The organism is Bradyrhizobium sp. USDA 223 (assembly GCF_044909005.1).
GTDB lineage: Bacteria > Pseudomonadota > Alphaproteobacteria > Rhizobiales > Xanthobacteraceae > Bradyrhizobium > Bradyrhizobium yuanmingense.
In genome coordinates, this window is the sequence record NZ_JBIYDR010000001.1 from 2,423,814 (window position 1) to 2,440,570 (window position 16,757).

Annotated in this window: 11 protein-coding genes; 6 read left to right on the forward strand and 5 right to left on the reverse strand. The window is 66.6% G+C overall.

The genetic code is table 11. From position 1 onward, the window contains the following. Positions 1 to 101: 101 nt before the first annotated feature. Complete coding sequence (gene glmU, locus ABIA40_RS11130) at positions 102 to 1,457, forward strand: bifunctional UDP-N-acetylglucosamine diphosphorylase/glucosamine-1-phosphate N-acetyltransferase GlmU (RefSeq protein ID WP_404541016.1); 1,356 nt, start codon at positions 102 to 104, stop codon at positions 1,455 to 1,457. A 6-nt stretch (positions 1,458 to 1,463) separates the two neighbouring features. Here glmU and ABIA40_RS11135 read toward each other — a convergent pair whose 3' ends face one another. Then, positions 1,464 to 1,682 carry a hypothetical protein gene (locus ABIA40_RS11135; RefSeq protein WP_036012532.1) on the reverse strand — a complete coding sequence of 73 codons (219 nt, stop codon included), beginning with the start codon at positions 1,680 to 1,682 and terminating at the stop codon, positions 1,464 to 1,466. 207 nt (positions 1,683 to 1,889) lie between these two features. On the opposite strand from ABIA40_RS11135, the gene glmS reads away from it, so the two are divergent. From glmS to ABIA40_RS11150, 3 genes are all read left to right on the forward strand, one after another. Continuing rightward, positions 1,890 to 3,716 (forward strand): glutamine--fructose-6-phosphate transaminase (isomerizing), encoded by a 1,827-nt coding sequence (gene glmS, locus ABIA40_RS11140; protein WP_271537965.1) that lies wholly within the window; start codon positions 1,890 to 1,892, stop codon positions 3,714 to 3,716. A gap of 83 nt (positions 3,717 to 3,799) precedes the next feature. Further along, positions 3,800 to 4,570: a DUF502 domain-containing protein gene (locus tag ABIA40_RS11145; RefSeq protein WP_157286027.1), complete on the forward strand. Its 771-nt coding sequence runs from the start codon at positions 3,800 to 3,802 to the stop codon at positions 4,568 to 4,570. Between the two features lie 103 nt (positions 4,571 to 4,673). Then, entirely contained in the window at positions 4,674 to 5,531 is an 858-nt protein-coding gene (locus ABIA40_RS11150; RefSeq protein WP_404541019.1) for a DUF1932 domain-containing protein, read from the forward strand. A gap of 160 nt (positions 5,532 to 5,691) precedes the next feature. Here the strand turns inward: ABIA40_RS11150 and recG are convergent, their stop codons facing one another. After that, complete coding sequence (gene recG / locus ABIA40_RS11155; RefSeq protein WP_404546209.1) at positions 5,692 to 7,800, reverse strand: ATP-dependent DNA helicase RecG; 2,109 nt, start codon at positions 7,798 to 7,800, stop codon at positions 5,692 to 5,694. Between the two features lie 191 nt (positions 7,801 to 7,991). On the opposite strand from recG, the gene ABIA40_RS11160 reads away from it, so the two are divergent. Then, the gene (locus tag ABIA40_RS11160; protein ID WP_404541021.1) at positions 7,992 to 8,285 is read left to right on the forward strand and encodes a succinate dehydrogenase assembly factor 2; all 294 of its coding nucleotides are present in this window, start codon (positions 7,992 to 7,994) and stop codon (positions 8,283 to 8,285) included. Further along, positions 8,282 to 11,800 carry a transcription-repair coupling factor gene (mfd, locus tag ABIA40_RS11165; protein WP_404541023.1) on the forward strand — a complete coding sequence of 1,173 codons (3,519 nt, stop codon included), beginning with the start codon at positions 8,282 to 8,284 and terminating at the stop codon, positions 11,798 to 11,800. Before ABIA40_RS11160 ends, mfd begins: the two co-directional genes overlap by 4 nt. Positions 11,801 to 11,929: 129 nt before the next feature. On the opposite strand, the gene ABIA40_RS11170 is transcribed toward mfd, so the two are convergent. The 3 genes from ABIA40_RS11170 to ABIA40_RS11180 form a co-directional block, all read right to left on the reverse strand. Next, entirely contained in the window at positions 11,930 to 13,153 is a 1,224-nt protein-coding gene (locus ABIA40_RS11170) for a GGDEF domain-containing protein (RefSeq protein WP_271537969.1), read from the reverse strand. A gap of 87 nt (positions 13,154 to 13,240) precedes the next feature. After that, positions 13,241 to 14,743 carry a class I adenylate-forming enzyme family protein gene (locus tag ABIA40_RS11175; protein ID WP_271537970.1) on the reverse strand — a complete coding sequence of 501 codons (1,503 nt, stop codon included), beginning with the start codon at positions 14,741 to 14,743 and terminating at the stop codon, positions 13,241 to 13,243. A 4-nt stretch (positions 14,744 to 14,747) separates the two neighbouring features. Then, positions 14,748 to 16,598, reverse strand: a complete 1,851-nt coding sequence (locus ABIA40_RS11180) for an extracellular solute-binding protein (protein WP_271537991.1) — start codon at positions 16,596 to 16,598, stop codon at positions 14,748 to 14,750. Between the last annotated feature and the right edge of the window lie 159 nt (positions 16,599 to 16,757).

A 16,757-nucleotide genomic window follows, 5' to 3' on the forward strand; every position in this document is an offset into this window, starting at 1 on the left:
CTTGAATTCCGGGCGTTTGCGGGGGTAGCTAGGCGATAGCTTCCGAGGGCGTTGCCGCCCGTCCGCGCCAATTTGATTCGGCCATAGCTGTCAGGATTTCGATGACCGCCCGTTCCAGCCTCACGATCGTGCTCGCCGCCGGCGAAGGCACGCGCATGCGATCGAGCCTGCCGAAGGTGCTGCATCCGGTCGCGCACCAGAGTCTGCTCGCGCATGTGCTCGCCGCCGCACCCAAGGGAACCGGCACCTCGCTTGCCGTCGTGATCGGCCCCGATCATCAGGCAGTCGCGGATGAAGCCAAGCGCATCCGCCCCGACGCGCTGACCTTCGTGCAAGCCGAGCGGCTCGGCACCGCGCATGCGGTGCTGGCGGCGCGCGAGGCGATCGCACGCGGCGCCGATGATCTCCTGATCGCGTTCGGCGACACGCCGCTGATCTCGGCCGAGACCTTTGCGCGGCTTCGCGCGCCGCTTGCCCGCGGCGCTGCCATTGCTGCGCTCGGCTTTCGCGCCGCCGATCCGACCGGCTACGGCCGCTTCATCGTCGAAGGCGACCGCCTGGTTGCGATCCGCGAGCAAGCCGACGCCAGCGAGCACGAGCGCAAGATCGATCTGTGCAATGCCGGCGTGATGGCGATCGACGGAAGCCGCGCGCTCGACATTCTCGGGCAGATCGGCAATGCCAATTCCAAGGGCGAATATTATCTGACGGATGCGGTCGAAATCGTCCGCAGGCAGGGATGGGAGTCGGTGGTGATCGAGACCAGCGAGGACGAGGTGCGCGGCATCAACACCAAGGCGCAACTGGCCGAGGCCGAAGCCGTAATGCAGGCGCGTTTGCGCAGGGCGGCGATGGAGGCCGGGGTCACGCTGATCGCGCCGGAGACGGTGTATCTGTCCACTGACACCGTGTTCGGCAAGGACGTGACGATCGAGCCGTTCGTGGTGATCGGCCCCGGCGTGTCGATCGCGGACGGCGCGGTGATCCACTCGTTCTCGCACATCGTCGAGACCACGCTCGGCAAGAAGGTCTCGATCGGACCCTATGCGCGGCTGCGTCCCGGCACCTCGCTCGGCGACGGCGCGCGCATCGGCAATTTCGTGGAGACTAAGGCGGCGACGCTGGAGGCCGGCGTCAAGGTCAACCATCTCTCCTATATCGGCGATGCCACCGTCGGCGCCAATTCCAACATCGGCGCCGGCACCATCACCTGCAACTACGATGGCTTCAAGAAGCACAAGACGGTGATCGGGCAGGGCGCCTTCGTCGGCACCAACTCCTCGCTGGTCGCCCCGGTGACGATCGGCAAAGGCGCCTATATCGGCTCGGGATCGGTGATCACGAAAGACGTGCCCGACGACGCGATGGCGCTGGAGCGCAACCAGCAGACCATTCGCGAGGGCGGCGCGGCGCGCTATCGCGAGATGAAGACCGGCGGCAAGAAGCCGGAGACGTGAGAGGCGCTATTCTTCGTCGGCGAATTCGGAGAAGATCGCGCGGGTCAGGCGCCAGCCGCGCGGCTTGGCGCGCTTCACCGGCTCGCCTTCGGGATGCTTGATGAAGAGGGGCTTGTTCTCTTTGCCGCGCAGCGGCGGCGGCCAATGCGCAAGGTGCGTGCCCGTGGTCTCGCTGGCGCGCAGATACATCGACGACAGACCCTTGCGGTCGGATGAGCCTTTCATGGCCTGGTTCTCCCGACCGGAATCGTTGGCCAAATGTATTGACAATAGGTTAACGCGCGCCGTTTAAGCCGGCCAAATCGACGCAGCGGTCGCCCGTGCTGTCTCAATCAGCAATAATTATTGAGTATCTGGTTCCCTGCGATTTTCGCTAAAAACCGGGCGCGTCGTTTAGGCGATTTTTCGACGATTTGGGGGATAGTGATCCGCATGTGCGGGATTGTCGGCATTCTCGGGCGCGCGCCGGTTGCAGAGCAATTGGTGGATTCGCTCAAACGTCTCGAATATCGCGGCTACGATTCCGCGGGCGTTGCCACGCTCGAAGGCAAGCACCTGGAGCGCCGCCGCGCCGAGGGCAAGCTGAAGAATCTGGAGAAGCGGCTCGAGGCCGAGCCGCTCAAGGGCACCACCGGCATCGGTCACACCCGCTGGGCCACCCACGGCAAGCCGACCGTCAACAACGCCCACCCGCACGCGACCGAGCGCGTCGCCGTGGTCCATAACGGCATCATCGAGAATTTCCGCGAGCTGCGCGAGGAGCTCGAAAAGAAGGGCACGGTGTTCCACACCGAGACCGACACCGAGATTGTGCTGCATCTCGTCGACGATTTGCTCACGCGCGGCAATAAGCCAGTGGAAGCGGTGAAGCTGACGCTGGCGCGCCTGCGCGGCGCCTTCGCGCTCGGCTTCATCTTCGCCGGCGACAACGACCTCATGATCGGTGCCCGCAACGGCCCGCCGCTGGCGATCGGCTACGGCGACGGCGAGATGTATCTCGGCTCGGACGCCATCGCGCTCGGCCCGTTCACCGACACGATCAGCTATCTCGAGGACGGCGACTGGGTGGTGCTGACCCGCAAGAGCGCCGCGATCTTCGACAAGGACGGCCATGCCGTCCAGCGCGACAAGATCAGGCACGCCGCCTCGACCTCGCTGGTCGACAAGGCCAATTACCGTCACTTCATGGCCAAGGAGATCCACGAGCAGCCGGAGGTGGTCGGCCACACGCTGGCGCGCTACGTCGACATGGCGACCGAGCGCGTCGCGCTGCCGGTCAAGCTGCCGTTCGATTTCAAGAACATCCAGCGCATCAACATCACCGCTTGCGGCACAGCGAGCTATGCCGGGTTCGTCGCCAAATACTGGTTCGAGCGCTTTGCGCGCCTGCCGGTCGAGGTCGACGTCGCCTCCGAATTCCGCTACCGCGAGGCCCCCTTGCGCAAGGGCGACCTCGCCATCTTCATCTCGCAGTCGGGCGAGACCGCCGACACGCTGGCGGCGCTGCGCTATGCCAAGGCCGAGGGCGTGCACACGATCGCGGTCGTCAACGTGCCGACCTCGACGATCGCGCGCGAGAGCGAGACGGTGCTGCAGACGCTGGCGGGACCGGAGATCGGCGTCGCCTCGACCAAGGCGTTCACGTGCCAGCTCATGGTGCTGGCAAACCTTGCGATCGCGGCCGGCAAGGCGCGCGGCGAATTGTCGGACGACGACGAGACCAAGCTGGTCCACGGGCTCGTCGAGGTTCCGCGCCTGATGGCCGATGCGCTCACGAGCGAGCTCCAGATCGAGAAGCTGGCGCACCGGATCGCCAAGTCGCGCGACGTGCTCTATCTCGGCCGCGGCACCAGCTTCCCGCTGGCGCTCGAAGGCGCGCTCAAGCTGAAGGAGATCTCCTACATCCACGCCGAGGGCTATGCCGCCGGCGAGCTCAAGCACGGCCCGATCGCGCTGATCGACGAGACCATGCCGGTCGTCGTCATCGCCCCACATGATCGCGTGTTCGAGAAGACGGTTTCCAACATGCAGGAGGTCGCCGCGCGCGGCGGCAACATCATCCTGATGACCGATGCCATGGGCGCGGCGGAGGCGACGGTCGAGTCCCTCGTCACCATCGTCATGCCCGATATGGCAGCAGCCTTCACGCCGATGGTCTATGCCGTCCCGGTGCAGCTGCTCGCCTATCACACGGCCGTCGTGATGGGGACCGACGTCGACCAGCCGCGCAATCTCGCGAAATCGGTGACCGTGGAATAGGCAATCTGGATATCGATCGGCCGCTCTCTTCCAAAACCTGCTAGAAGACTCTAGCTTGTGGTAGCGACCGACCTGGAACCCGAATGACCCCCCGCGACGACGCGCCTGCGCCTCTTGATCCCGTTCCGGAACCGCATACCGGTCTGATGGGCCGTTTCCGCAATTATTTCCTGACTGGCCTCGTGGTGACGGGGCCGATCGCTATCACCCTCTATCTGGTCTGGTGGTTCGTCACCTGGGTCGACGGCGTGGTGCGGCCGTTTGTGCCGCTGGCCTACCGGCCGGAAACCTATCTTCCCTACGTCATTCCCGGCTGGGGACTGATTGTCGCATTCTTCACGCTGACGCTGGTCGGCTTCCTCGCGGCCAATCTGATCGGCCGCACGCTGGTCGATGTCGGCGAGACCTTTCTCGGCCGGATCCCGGCGGTGCGCGCGATCTATCGCGGCCTGAAGCAGGTGTTCGAGACGCTGTTCTCGGGCAAGGGCTCGAGCTTCCGGAGAGTTGGCCTGGTCGAGTTTCCTTCGCCGGGCATGTGGTCGATCGTGCTGATTTCGCAATCGCCGAACGAGGACATCTCGCGCAGCCTGCCGGGGCAGGAGGAGCACGTGTCGGTGTTCCTGCCGTGCTCGCCGAATCCGACAACCGGCTTTTTCTTCTATGTCCCCAAGAGCAAGATCATCGAGGTCGATCTCACCGCCGAGGACGCCGCGACGCTGATCATGTCGGCCGGCGTGGTGCAGCCGGGCTCGTCGCCCGATCCGAAGAAGGCGGCCGCGCTTGCGGGCATGGCGAATGCTGCGCGGATCGCCAATGCCTCCACGCTCCGGCCCGAGCCTGCGAAGGCGGAGTAGGGCCATTCCGTTGCGGGATGGTCGCGTTCACGCGGGCGCATTCGTCCTCTGCTAGGCTCAGCTCGACCGAACCTGCCGCTCGGAATTCGACCTGGAGTGCACGATGTCCAAAACCATTGCGATCCTCGCGCCCGGTGCAATGGGCAGCGCCGTGGCCCGCCGCCTCAGCGAGAACGGTGCGCGCGTGCTGACGTCGCTGCAGGGGCGGAGCGAGGCGACGCGCAAACGTGCGGCGGACGCCGGCATGGTCGGCGCCGAGGACGACGCGATCGCGGACGCCGACATCATCCTCTCGATCGTGCCGCCGGGCCAGGCCGTCGCGCTGGCCGAACGGCTGGCCGCGCTGATCGTCAGGCGCGAGAAGAAGCCGGTCGTGGTCGATTGCAATGCCGTCAATGTCGATACCGTGCAAAGAATCGAGGAGATCATCGGCTCGGTGCAGGCGCCGTTCGTCGATGCCGGCATCATCGGCTTTCCGCCGCAGCCAGGTGGCAAGAGCCCGGCCTTCTACATGTCGGGCGAGCACGCCAAGGACGTTGCCGTGCTTGGGGATCTCGGCCTCGACGTGCGGATCGTCCAAGGCCCGGTCGGCGCGGCGTCCGCGTTGAAAATGTCCTATGCCGGCATCGTCAAGGGCCTCGCCGGCATCGGCTCGGCGATGGTGATCGCAGCCACGAGGGCGGGCGCAGCCGATGCGCTCCGCGACGAGCTCGCGCTGAGCCAACCCGCCATCCTGGCGCGGCTCGAGATCGCGCTGCCCGACATGATTCCGAAGGCCTATCGCTGGGTCGCCGAGATGCGGGAGATTTCAGGATTCCTCGGGCCCGATCATCCGGCCAGCCAGATCTACGAGGGCTTTGCGCGGTGGTTCGAGCATCTGGCGGAGGATGCGATGGGGGAGGCTGTGGATGCGGAGCTGATGAAGGCATTCGCGGCGAGCATCGCGCGGAAGAAGGCCTGATCGCGCGCATTCTCGCTCCCTCAACACGTCATTGCGAGCGCAGCGAAGCAATCCAGAATCTTTCCGCGGAGGCAGTCTGGATTGCTTCGCTGCGCTCGCAATGACGTGGAGGATCCGGTGCCTTTGCGTCTGTCACGAACCTTGCGGCACTGCCTCAATGTTAACCCGCTCCGATCAGCGGAATCGCTTCGTCTCGTTCATAGAGATACAGCAGGCACCGCAGCGCCTCACCGCGCTCGCCTTTGAGCTTCGGATCCTCTTTAAGGATTCGCAGAGCCTCGTCTCTTGCCTGGGCGATCAACTGGCCATGCACCTCCGGGCGCGCGATGCGGTAGCCGGGCAGGCCGCTCTGGCGTACGCCCAGCACGTCGCCTTCGCCGCGCAGCTTCAGGTCTTCCTCGGCGATGCGGAAGCCGTCGGTGGTCTCGCGGATCACTTTCAGCCGCGCCTTCGACATCTCGCCGAGCGGCTCGCCATACAGCAGGATGCAGGTCGATGCTTCGGAGCCGCGCCCGATGCGGCCGCGGAGCTGGTGGAGCTGGGCAAGACCGAAACGCTCGGCGTTCTCGATCACCATGATGGTGGCGGCCGGAACGTCGACGCCGACCTCGACCACGGTGGTCGCGACCAGCAGGCCGATCTCGTGCGCGGCGAACTGGGCCATAACGCGGTCCTTCTCGGTGCCCTTCATCTGGCCGTGGACGAGCCCGACGCGATCGTCGAAGCGCTTTTGCAGGGTCTCGAAACGCTTGGTGGCGTTGGTGAGATGCTCGGTGCCCTCAGCCTCGGACTCCTCGACCAGGGGGCAGATCCAGTAGACCAGCTTGCCGGCTTCGACCGCACGGCCGACGCCTTCCATGACCTCGCCGATGCGGCTCATCGGCACGGCGCGGGTATCGATCGGCTGGCGGCCGGCCGGCTTTTCGCGCAGCTCGGAGATGTCCATGTCGCCGAAATAGGTCAGCACCAGCGTGCGGGGGATCGGGGTCGCGCTCAGCACCAGCACGTCGACAGCCTCGCCCTTGGACGTCAGCGCGAGGCGCTCGCGCACGCCGAAACGGTGCTGCTCGTCGACGATGGCGAGCGCGAGATCCCTGAACACGACATCGTCCTGGATCAGCGCATGGGTGCCGACGAGCAGGTCGATCTCGCCGTCGGCAAGCTGGCTGATGATCTCGCGCCGCTCCTTGCCCTTCTCGCGGCCGGTGAGGATGGCGACACGCATGCCGGCGCGCTCGGCAAGCGGGGCGATGGTCTTGATGTGTTGGCGCGCCAGAATCTCGGTCGGGGCCATCAGCGCCGCCTGCTTGCCGACCTCTGCAACCGCGGCGGCCGCGAGCAGCGCCACCACGGTCTTGCCTGAGCCGACGTCACCCTGCAGCAGGCGCAGCATGCGCAGCGGCTGCTTGAGGTCTTCGGCAATCGCCGCCGCAGCGTTGCGCTGCGACGGCGTCAGCGCGTAAGGCAGGGCGTCGATGATCTTGTTGCGCAGATGTCCGTCGCCGGCATTGCGCACGCCGGCGGGGCGGCGCAGCTGCGCGCGGATCAGGGCAAGCGCGAGCTGGCCGGCCAACAGCTCGTCGAAAGCGAGGCGCGACCAGAAGGGACGGTCGGGCAGGATGTCGGTCAGCTCGACCGGCTGATGCACGCGGTTGAGCGCTTCCGTAATCGGCGGGAAGTCGCAGCGGCGCAGCACCTCCGGGCTGATCCATTCCGGCAGTGCGGGAAGCTTTTGCAGCGCCTGCGCGATCGCGCGGCGGAGCGAGCCGAGCGCGAGGCCTTCCGTCAGCGGGTAGACGGGGTCGATCCCGGAGAGCTTTGCGATCGCCTCCTCGTCGAGCACGCGATCGGGATGCACGATCTGCGGGATGCCGTCATACATCTGCAGCGTGCCGGAGACGTAGCGCTTCTCACCGACCGGCAGCAGCTTCTCGACATAGCCCGGCTTGGCGCGGAAGAAGGTCAGCACAACGTCGCCGGTATCGTCGCTGGCGTAGACCAGATGCGGCGCGCGCGCGTTGCGCGGCGGGGACGGGCGGTGACGATCGACGGTGACCTCCAGTGTCACCATGGTTCCAACGGCCGCGTCGCGGATCTTCGGCCGGGCCCGGCGGTCGATGACCTGGCTCGGCAGATGCAGCAGCAGATCAACCAGCCGCGGCGTCTCGCTGCGGCTGAGCAGGTACTGCAGCAGCTTGTCCTGCTTCGGACCGACGCCGGACAGGCTGGTCACGGGAGCAAACAGCGGATTGAGCAGGCTGGGGCGCATTTGTGCAGCAATCGTCATGCGCGGGCTCGACCCGCGCATCCATCTATTCAAGAGGATGGATTGCCGGGTCAAGCCCGGCAATGACGAGCATAAACAATTGCAACAACAAAGGGCTGACATGGCCTCTTCGAGTGGCTATATCACCCCCGCCCGGCACGTCCGGGCTTTCTGCGTTTGACTGGATTTGAGACATGACGGGAACGACACGATCGAGCAGCGGGCTGGATGACCGCCGCAAGCGGCTTCTGTTCCGCTGCTGGCACCGCGGCACGCGCGAGATGGACCTGATCCTCGGCCGCTTCGCGGATGCCGAGATCGGCAATCTGTCCGATGACGACCTGAGCCAGCTCGAAACCTTGCTCGAGGTCAACGATCCCGATCTCTATGCCGCCATCACGGGCGACAAGGTGCTGCCGGCCGACGTCGCCGGCGCGCTGTTTGCCCGCATCAAGGCGGCGTTTCCGATCGCGGACGGCAACGCATGAAGCAGGGAATGAAATCTCCGGCCGAGCTGCTCGCGCCCGGCCGCGCGCTGACGCTCGCCAATGTCGCGGAAGGTGCCGAAGGCCTTATCGTCTCCGATCTCGCCCGTGCCATCGCGGGGTGGCCGAAGAAGCCGGCGGTCAGCCTTGCGGTCGTCTGCCGCGACGGCGGGCGCATGCAGTCGCTCGAGCGCGGATTGCGGTTCTTCGCGCCCGATCTGCCGGTGCTGGCCTTTCCGGCCTGGGATTGCCAACCCTATGACCGCGTCTCGCCGCATGGCGGCGTTCTCGCCCAGCGCCTGACCACGCTGGCGCGGCTGGCCTCGCTCACCGGCAGCGACAAGCCGCTGATCGTGCTGACGACGGTGAACGCGGTGGTGCAGCGCGTGCCTGCGCGCGAGCTGGTCGCGGCGCAGGCGCTGTCGGTCGCGCCGGGCAACGTCGTGCCGATGGACACCGTTGTCGCCTGGCTCGAGCACAACGGCTACAACCGCTCCTCCACCGTGCGCGAGCCCGGCGAATACGCGGTGCGCGGCGGCATTTTGGATTTGTTTCCGGCCGGCCTCGAGCAGCCGGTGCGCTTCGACTTCTTCGGCGACAGCCTGGAATCAATCCGCTCCTTCGACGCCGAGACCCAGCGCACGCTGCTCGACATGCGTTCGCTCGACCTCGTGCCGGTCTCCGAGTTCCAGCTCGTCACCGACACCATCCGCAGATTCCGCATGGGCTATGTCGCCGAGTTCGGCGCGCCCGAGCGCGACGATGCGCTGTACGAAGCGGTCAGCGAGGGCCGCCGCCATCCCGGCATGGAGCACTGGCTGCCGCTGTTCCAGGACCGGATGGACACGCTGTTCGATTATCTGCAAGGCGCTGCGATCGCGATCGAGCCGCAGGCCGAGGACGCCGTGCGCGAGCGATTCAAGCAGATCCTCGACTATTACGAGGCCAGGCGCGAGGCGATGGAGCATCCCGGCGGCGGCGCGATCTACAAGCCGCTGCCGCCCGACCGGCTGTATCTGACCGAGGAGGAATGGGCCAAGCGCCTCGGCGATATCCCGCTGGCGCGGCTGACGCCGTTCTCGGTGCCGACCGACGGCACCGGCGTCGTCGATGCAGGTGCGCGCAAGGGCCGCGATTTCGCGCCGGAGCGCAACGACAGCAAGGTCAACGTATTCGAATCCGTCGTCGCGCATGTGATGGCCTTGCAGGCGCAGCGCAAGAAGGTCGTGATCGCGCTGTGGACGGAGGGCTCGCGCGACCGCATGACCTCGATGCTGCGAGACCACAAGCTCGCCCACACCACCAGCGTCAATTCCTGGCGGACGGTGCAGGCGACGCCGCGCAACGAGACCATGCTCGCGGTGCTCGGCCTCGAGAGCGGGTTCGAGACCGACGAGATCGCCGTCATCAGCGAGCAGGATATCCTCGGCGACCGCCTGGTGCGGCCGCGCAAGGCCAGTCGCAAGCTCGACAATTTCATCTCGGAGGTGACGAGCCTCACCGCCGGCGACATCGTCGTCCACGTCGATCACGGCATCGGCCGATTCATCGGCCTGCAGACGCTGGACGTCGCCGGCGCGCCGCATGACTGTCTCGAGCTGCATTATGCCGCCGAGACCAAGCTGTTCCTGCCGGTCGAGAACATCGAGCTGCTGTCGCGTTACGGCTCTGATCAAACCACGGTCGAGCTCGACCGCCTCGGTGGCTCGGGCTGGCAGACCCGAAAAGCAAAACTGAAGAACCGCATCCGCGAGATCGCGGGCGAGCTGATCAAGATCGCGGCCGAGCGCATGCTGCACGAGGCCCCGAAGCTGCCGGTGCAGCAGGGCGTCTATGACGAGTTCTGCGCACGTTTCCCCTATGACGAGACCGAGGACCAGCTGGGCGCGATCGAGTCGACGCTGAAGGATCTCGAAAAGGGCCGCCCGATGGATCGCCTGATCTGCGGCGACGTCGGCTTCGGCAAGACCGAGGTGGCGCTGCGCGCCGCCTTCGCCGTGGCGCTCGACGGCAAGCAGGTCGCGGTCGTGGTGCCGACCACGCTGCTGGCGCGCCAGCACTACCGGACCTTCAGCGAGCGCTTCAAAGGCTTTCCTGTCAATGTCGCACAGGCCTCGCGCCTGATCCCGACCAAGCAGCTCAACGAGGTCAAGAAGGGCATCGCCGACGGCTCGGTCGACATCGTCGTAGGCACCCACGCGTTGCTCGGCAAGGCGATCAAATTCCGCGACCTTGGCCTGCTCATCGTCGACGAGGAGCAGCATTTCGGCGTCAGCCACAAGGAGCGGCTGAAGGCGCTGCGCGCCGAGGTGCACGTGCTGACGCTGTCGGCAACCCCGATCCCGCGCACGCTCCAATTGGCACTGACCGGCGTCCGCGAGCTCTCGATCATCGCTTCACCACCGGTCGATCGCCTCGCGGTGCGCACCTTCGTCGCCCCGCACGATCCCCTGATGATCCGCGAGGCGCTCTTGCGCGAGCGCTATCGCGGCGGCCAGGCGTTCTACGTCGTGCCGCGCATCGACGACCTCGCCGAGGTCAAGGACTTCCTCGACAAGAACGTGCCCGAGATGAAGGTCGCGGTCGCGCATGGCCAGATGCCGCCGGCCGTGATCGAGGACATCATGACCGCGTTCTACGACGGCAAGTTCGACGTTCTGTTGTCGACCACGATCGTCGAGTCCGGCCTCGACATCCCCAACGCCAACACGCTGATCGTCCACCGCGCCGACATGTTCGGCCTTGCCCAGCTCTACCAGCTGCGCGGCCGCGTCGGCCGCTCCAAGCTGCGGGCCTATGCGCTGTTCACGCTGCCGGCGCAGCAGAAGATCACGGCGCAGGCCGAGCGCCGGCTCACCGTGCTGCAGTCGCTGGAGACGCTGGGCGCCGGCTTCCAGCTGGCGTCCCACGACCTCGACATCCGCGGCGCCGGCAATTTGCTCGGCGAGGAGCAGTCCGGCCACATCAAGGAGGTCGGCTTCGAGCTCTATCAGTCGATGCTGGAGGAGGCGATCGTCAACCTCAAGGCCGGCGTCTCAGAGCCCGCCGCCGATCGCTGGTCGCCGCAGATCACCATCGGCATGCCCGTGCTGATTCCGGAGGACTATGTCAGCGACCTCTCGGTGCGGCTGTCGCTGTACCGGCGCCTGGCCGATCTCGACACCGAGGAGGAGATCGAGAATTTCGGCGCCGAGATGCGCGACCGCTTCGGCGTGCTGCCGGACGAGGTGCGCTATCTGTTCAAGGTCGCCGCGATCAAGGCGTTCTGCCGCAGGGCCAATGTCGAGAAGATCGACGCGGGTCCAAAGGGCGCCGTCATCGTCTTCCGCGACAATTCCTTCGCCTATCCGGAACGCCTCGTGACCTTCATCCGCAGCTACGGCCAGGCTGCCAAGGTGCGCCCCGATATGAAGGTGGTGTTCCTGCAGGATTGGGAGACGCCGGAAGAGCGGCTCGCGGGCACGACGGAGATCATGCGGCAGCTGGCGCAGCTCGCAGAGAGCAAGAAGGCGGCGTAGGCCCGGCTCTCACCACGTCATTGCGAGGAGCCCTTGCGACGAAGCAATCCAGAGTCTCTCCGCGCAGAGAATCTGGATTCCTTCGCTGCGCTCGCAATGACGGTGCTCGTTGCTGCAGCTCGCGAAAAACTACGACGCCGCCCTCGATGCGTCCGCCGACAGCCGCGCCAGCAAGGACCTTGCCGTGTCCGACGGCGACAGCGAGTCCACGCTGACGACGGGATCGCTGCGCATCTCGTGCTTGCCGTTGGAGGTGTGCCGCATCACCGCCGACAGGCGGCGCGCGATCATATGCGCGGTGCGGAAGTCGGTCTCGGCGAACACGACGATGACCGAGCCGTCCTTCTGCGCGGCGCCAAAATCCATCTGCCGCATCAGGCGGCTGAGGATGCGGGCGGCGTCGAGCTGGGCGCGAGGATTGTTGGGATCGAAGGCGAAGCGCGCGACCGAGAGGCCGCCGCCGCGGGCCAGCGTCTGCTCGACAGCCTTGGCGAAATCGCGGGCGAAGGCTTCCACCGTGAGCAGGCCGCTGCGTGGATCGAGCCAGCCGCCGGCATCGATCGAGCGTAGCGTGCGGCTCAGCTGCGCTTCCATGGCGTGCTGGCGGATCAAGGGCAGCGCGTTGGCCGCGATCCTCGGCGGCTCGCCGGTGATCAGCTCGAGATTGGGCAGGTCGTAGCTCTGGGTGAGGTGGTGGGCGGTGACGACCACGGGCAGGCTGCGGAAGCGGGTGTCCTCGGCGAGCACGGTCAGAAACGCATCGGTCACGCGCGCGGTAAAACCTTCGGCGAGCACGACGCCGTCGAGGTCGCGGGTATTGAGGTGTTTTGCGGCAGCCTCGATCGAGAGCGCACCGACCACGCCGACGCGTTCGCCGAACGCGACGGAGAGCGCAGGGTAAGCCGCGCCGCGGCCGATCAGGAGCACGGTGGCATCGCGTGCGGGATCGCCCTGCGGCAGCGCGATTTTCACTTCGGGCAGCCGGCGCAGAACCGTTGCGTGCAATGTCCGCACGCGCAGCGCCGCCCGGAGCCGCGCGATCAGCCGGTCGGGACTGCCGCCGCGCGAGGAGAAGGGCAGGGCGTTGTGCGGCAGCGTGCCCGCCGCATCCAGGGCCACGAAGGGCAGGTAAAGCGATTGAGCGGCGATCGTCTTTGCGAGCCGCGTCACATGCGGCTCGTGCCCGGCATGGACCGCAGCGAGAACCGCGGCCGGCTGCACCTCTTCGACCGCGCGCGGCGCGCTGGTCCAGTCGGTGTCGACGACGGGAAAGAGCCGGGCCTCGTCCAGCGCCGCCACGAAGGCGGGGCGTTCGGCATCGGACACAAACAGGATCGGGCCCGCCTGGGACATGTAAAAACTCTGATCGCGCAACAATTTGCCGCCGCAATCTAGTTTGGCCGCCTTAATGCTGCGTCAACGCAGGCGCTGAAACCGCGCCTAGACCGGCCCGGAGCGGTCGCGAAAAGCCTCGACCATCAGGGGGTTAAGCCCGAGCTCGCTGAGCGCCTCGCGGGCGCGGGCATTGTCCTGGGCTCGCCCGGCGAGCCGGTGACCGGAGAGGCGGTCGGGCAGCGCCGTGAGCAGGGCGCCCTGGCCGAGCCGGCGCGCCCATTCCTGCAAATCGTTGGAGAGGAAGCGATAGCCGCCGACCGCCATGATGCCGGAGGGCGGCGCGGTGATGCAGATCGCGCCGCTCGGGCGATCGAGCCGCGCGGCATAGCCGGTGTCGACATAGTCACGCGGTGGCTGCGCCGTCAGCGTCTCGCCGACCGGCTGCGGCGGGGCGTAGGCCGCGATCGGCACCATCGCACCGCGCAGGCCGAGCGTGCCCTTCGGCGTCAGCAGGATCTCGCCGGCGATGGAGGAGCCGGACTGCTCGCGCGGAGCGCCGTGCGGCCCGGGCATGACAGGCACCGGCATGCCGTCCTCGCCGCGGCGGGCGCCGAACAATCCGGCCTCGCCGAACAGATAGACGTCGGTCAGCGGCGCATGCGGCGCGATCCAGGCATCGCTCGCCGCGACCTGCTCGGGCGCGCGCCACAGGCCGATGACGTTGCGCAAGGTGGGCATCCGCGCCGCGAGGTCGGCATCGCCGAGCCGCAGCGCGAGCTGCGCCGGCGCGATCAGCACCTCGCATTCGTGCTCGTTGATCTGCTGCTCCAGCACATCGTTCTCGAACGGATGATGCAGCGCCAGCGTGCCGCCCGAGAGCAGCCACACCGCGAGCGAGGAGGCGAGCCCTGCGAACGACATCGGCGTGAACGCCGCCATCACGGTCGCGCCCTGCTTGATGTCGGCTTCGAGCGACATCGCAAGGCCGCCCGCGATCAGGCTGAAATGCGGCCGCGGCACCGGGCGGAAGCCCTCCGCCGTGACGTCGAAGGAGATCATGGCCGCCTTGCGGCCGTCCTGGATCACGGCGCGCGTGGTGCCGGGCGGGCGTGCCAGGACGTCGTCGAGCGAAGCCATGCCTTCGGGCAGGTCGCTTCCGAAGCCGTAGACGTGCCGGATCGAGAACGCCTCGGCCGCGGCGTGCATGGCCAGATCGGCATAGCTGACGCCGTCGACCGTGCTCATGGTAACGATGGCGCGCGCGGCGGTGCGGTTGAGCGCGGCGGTCAGTTCCGCATGGCGCCAGAGCAGCGGCAGCACGGCGACGACGAGGCCGGCGCGATGGGCGGCGAGCACGGTCAGCACGAACTCGACAGTGTTCGGCAACTGGATCGCGATCACGGAATTGGCCGGCAGGCCCGATTCGACGAAATGCGCCGACAGCGCCTCGATGGCGGTATCGGCCTCGGTGTAGGTCATCCGCCGCGGATGGTGCCCGGTGATGCGTGTCTTGTTGAGCGGATCGAGCAGGGCGGTCGCGTGGGGCTGCCGCATCAGCGTGCGCTGAAACAGTGTGTCGAGCGTCGGCGATATTGCTGGCTGGTTCACGGCGTCACTTCGCTTGATGAGCTTGCGGCTGCCCCTTCGACCACCAGGTCTCCGGCAAATAGCCCGAGAGCGAGGTGGTCTTGGGCCGTTCTATCCGATTCCAGCGCGCGATCCATTGCTCCGATACGTTAAACAGCGGGATTGTGTAGAAGCCCGCGATCAGGGCGCGGTCGAGCGCGCGCACCGCCGAAACGAAATCCGTATGTTCACGGGCCTCGAGCAGGGCGGCGATCATGGCATCGACGGCGGGATCCCTGGCGCCCATGTAGTTGCGGGTGCCCGGATTGTCCGCGGCCGCGCTGCCCCAATAGAAATATTGCTCGTTGCCGGGCGACAGCGATTGGTCCCAGCGGTTCTGGATCATGTCGAACTCGTAGGCGAGCCGGCGCTGGTCGAATTGCACGGGATCGACCGAGCGCACGCTGGCCTCAATGCCGGCGCGTCTGAGGTCGCGCTGGAAGGCGAGCGCGATGCGCTCCTGGTCGCGCGTCGTGACCATGATCTCGAAGGTGAAGGGGCTCTTGGTCGCGCGATTGCGCAGCACGGTGCCGTCGAGATCGTAGCCGGCCTCCGACAGCAGCTTCAGCGCCGCGCGCAGCGTGGTGCGGTCGCGGCCTGATCCGTCGGTGACCGGCAGGCGGTAGCTGCCGTCCAGGATGTCGGGCGGAATCTTTGCGGCGAACGGCTTGAGCAGCTCACGCTCGCGCGCATCCGCAGGCCTGCCATAGGCCGACAGCTCCGAGCCGGCGAAATAGCCGGCCACGCGCGAATAGAGGGCGAAGAAATAGCTGCGGTTGACCAGCTCGAAGTCGAAAAGCAGCGTCAGAGCCTGCCGCACGCGGATGTCGGCGAAGACAGGACGGCGGGTGTTGAACACCAGGAATTCGGACGGCTGCGGCAGGCCGGGCTTGACGGTGTCGCGGATCACCTCGCCGCTTTTGGCTGCCGGAAAGTCATAGCCATCGTGCCAGCGCAGCGGCTCGTGCTCGACGCGGAAATCGTAGAGGCCGCGCTTGAACGCCTCGAACTGCCCGTTGGCCTCGCGAAAATAGTCGAGCCGGATCTCGTCGAAATTGTAGAGCCCGCGATTGATGGCGAGGTCGCGGCCCCAATAATCGGGATTGCGCGCAAGCGTCACGCTGGCGCCGGGCTTCACCGCGGTGACGCGATAGGGGCCTGAGCCAATCGGCGCGGTCAGCGTCGTCTCCTCGAAGGTCGCGACGTCGATGGCGTGCTTCGGCAGGATCGGCATCAGGCCGAGAATCAGCGGCAGCTCGCGGTCGTTGGCGCCTGTCAGGTCGAATCGGACGGTGAGGGGATCGGGCGCTTCGGCCTTGGCGACCTTGCCGTAGTACTGCCGGTGATTGGGGCGGCCGTGGTCGCGCAGCAGCTGCCAGGAGAACAGCACGTCCTCGGCCGTGACCTGCTTGCCGTCGGAGAAGCGAGCGCGGGGATCGAGGTGGAAGGTGACGAAGCTTCGTTCGTCATTGGTTTCGACGGTCCTGGCGAGCAGGCCGTAAAGCGTGAACGGCTCGTCCTGTCCGCGCGCCAGCAGGCTCTCGACCACGTAGTTGCGGACCGGCTGCACCGCCAATCCCCTCACGATGAAGGGATTGAGGCTGTCGAAGGTGCCGAGAATGCCCCAGGTCAGGCGACCGCCCTTGGGGGCATCGGGGTCGGCGTAGGGCATGTGGCTGAAGCCGGCGGGCATCGCCGGCTTGCCGTGCATGGCGATCGCATGGGCCTCCTCGGCCGCGGCGGTGCCCGCCGACAGCATCCCGGCAAGCGCAAGGGCAAGCGTATAGAGGCGGAGGCCGAGGCCGGGGCCCTCGAAGAGGCGCTGGAACATGAACATCGGCACAAGGTGATTCGAGGACCGTCGGGCGAATCTTATCACAGGGAATTTGATGGGGCTTTCGCACCAGACCGGCCAAAGACGCTTGTCGGCATTGATCTTTTCGTCGGCCACGTTAAGAAGGCACCCAATCGCGCAAGAGCGTCGAGCCCGTCACTT

Excerpts from the sequence above, each read along its gene's own strand:
- glmS (WP_271537965.1), top strand. The coding sequence starts at position 1,890 with ATGTGCGGGATTGTCGGCATTCTCGGGCGCGCGCCGGTTGCAGAGCAA.
- ABIA40_RS11180 (WP_271537991.1), bottom strand. The coding sequence starts at position 16,598 with ATGTTCATGTTCCAGCGCCTCTTCGAGGGCCCCGGCCTCGGCCTCCGC.
- recG (WP_404546209.1), bottom strand. The coding sequence starts at position 7,800 with ATGCGCCCCAGCCTGCTCAATCCGCTGTTTGCTCCCGTGACCAGCCTG.
- glmU (WP_404541016.1), top strand. The coding sequence starts at position 102 with ATGACCGCCCGTTCCAGCCTCACGATCGTGCTCGCCGCCGGCGAAGGC.
- ABIA40_RS11160 (WP_404541021.1), top strand. The coding sequence starts at position 7,992 with ATGACGGGAACGACACGATCGAGCAGCGGGCTGGATGACCGCCGCAAG.
- ABIA40_RS11170 (WP_271537969.1), bottom strand. The coding sequence starts at position 13,153 with ATGTCCCAGGCGGGCCCGATCCTGTTTGTGTCCGATGCCGAACGCCCC.
- ABIA40_RS11150 (WP_404541019.1), top strand. The coding sequence starts at position 4,674 with ATGTCCAAAACCATTGCGATCCTCGCGCCCGGTGCAATGGGCAGCGCC.
- mfd (WP_404541023.1), top strand. The coding sequence starts at position 8,282 with ATGAAGCAGGGAATGAAATCTCCGGCCGAGCTGCTCGCGCCCGGCCGC.
- ABIA40_RS11135 (WP_036012532.1), bottom strand. The coding sequence starts at position 1,682 with ATGAAAGGCTCATCCGACCGCAAGGGTCTGTCGTCGATGTATCTGCGC.
- ABIA40_RS11145 (WP_157286027.1), top strand. The coding sequence starts at position 3,800 with ATGACCCCCCGCGACGACGCGCCTGCGCCTCTTGATCCCGTTCCGGAA.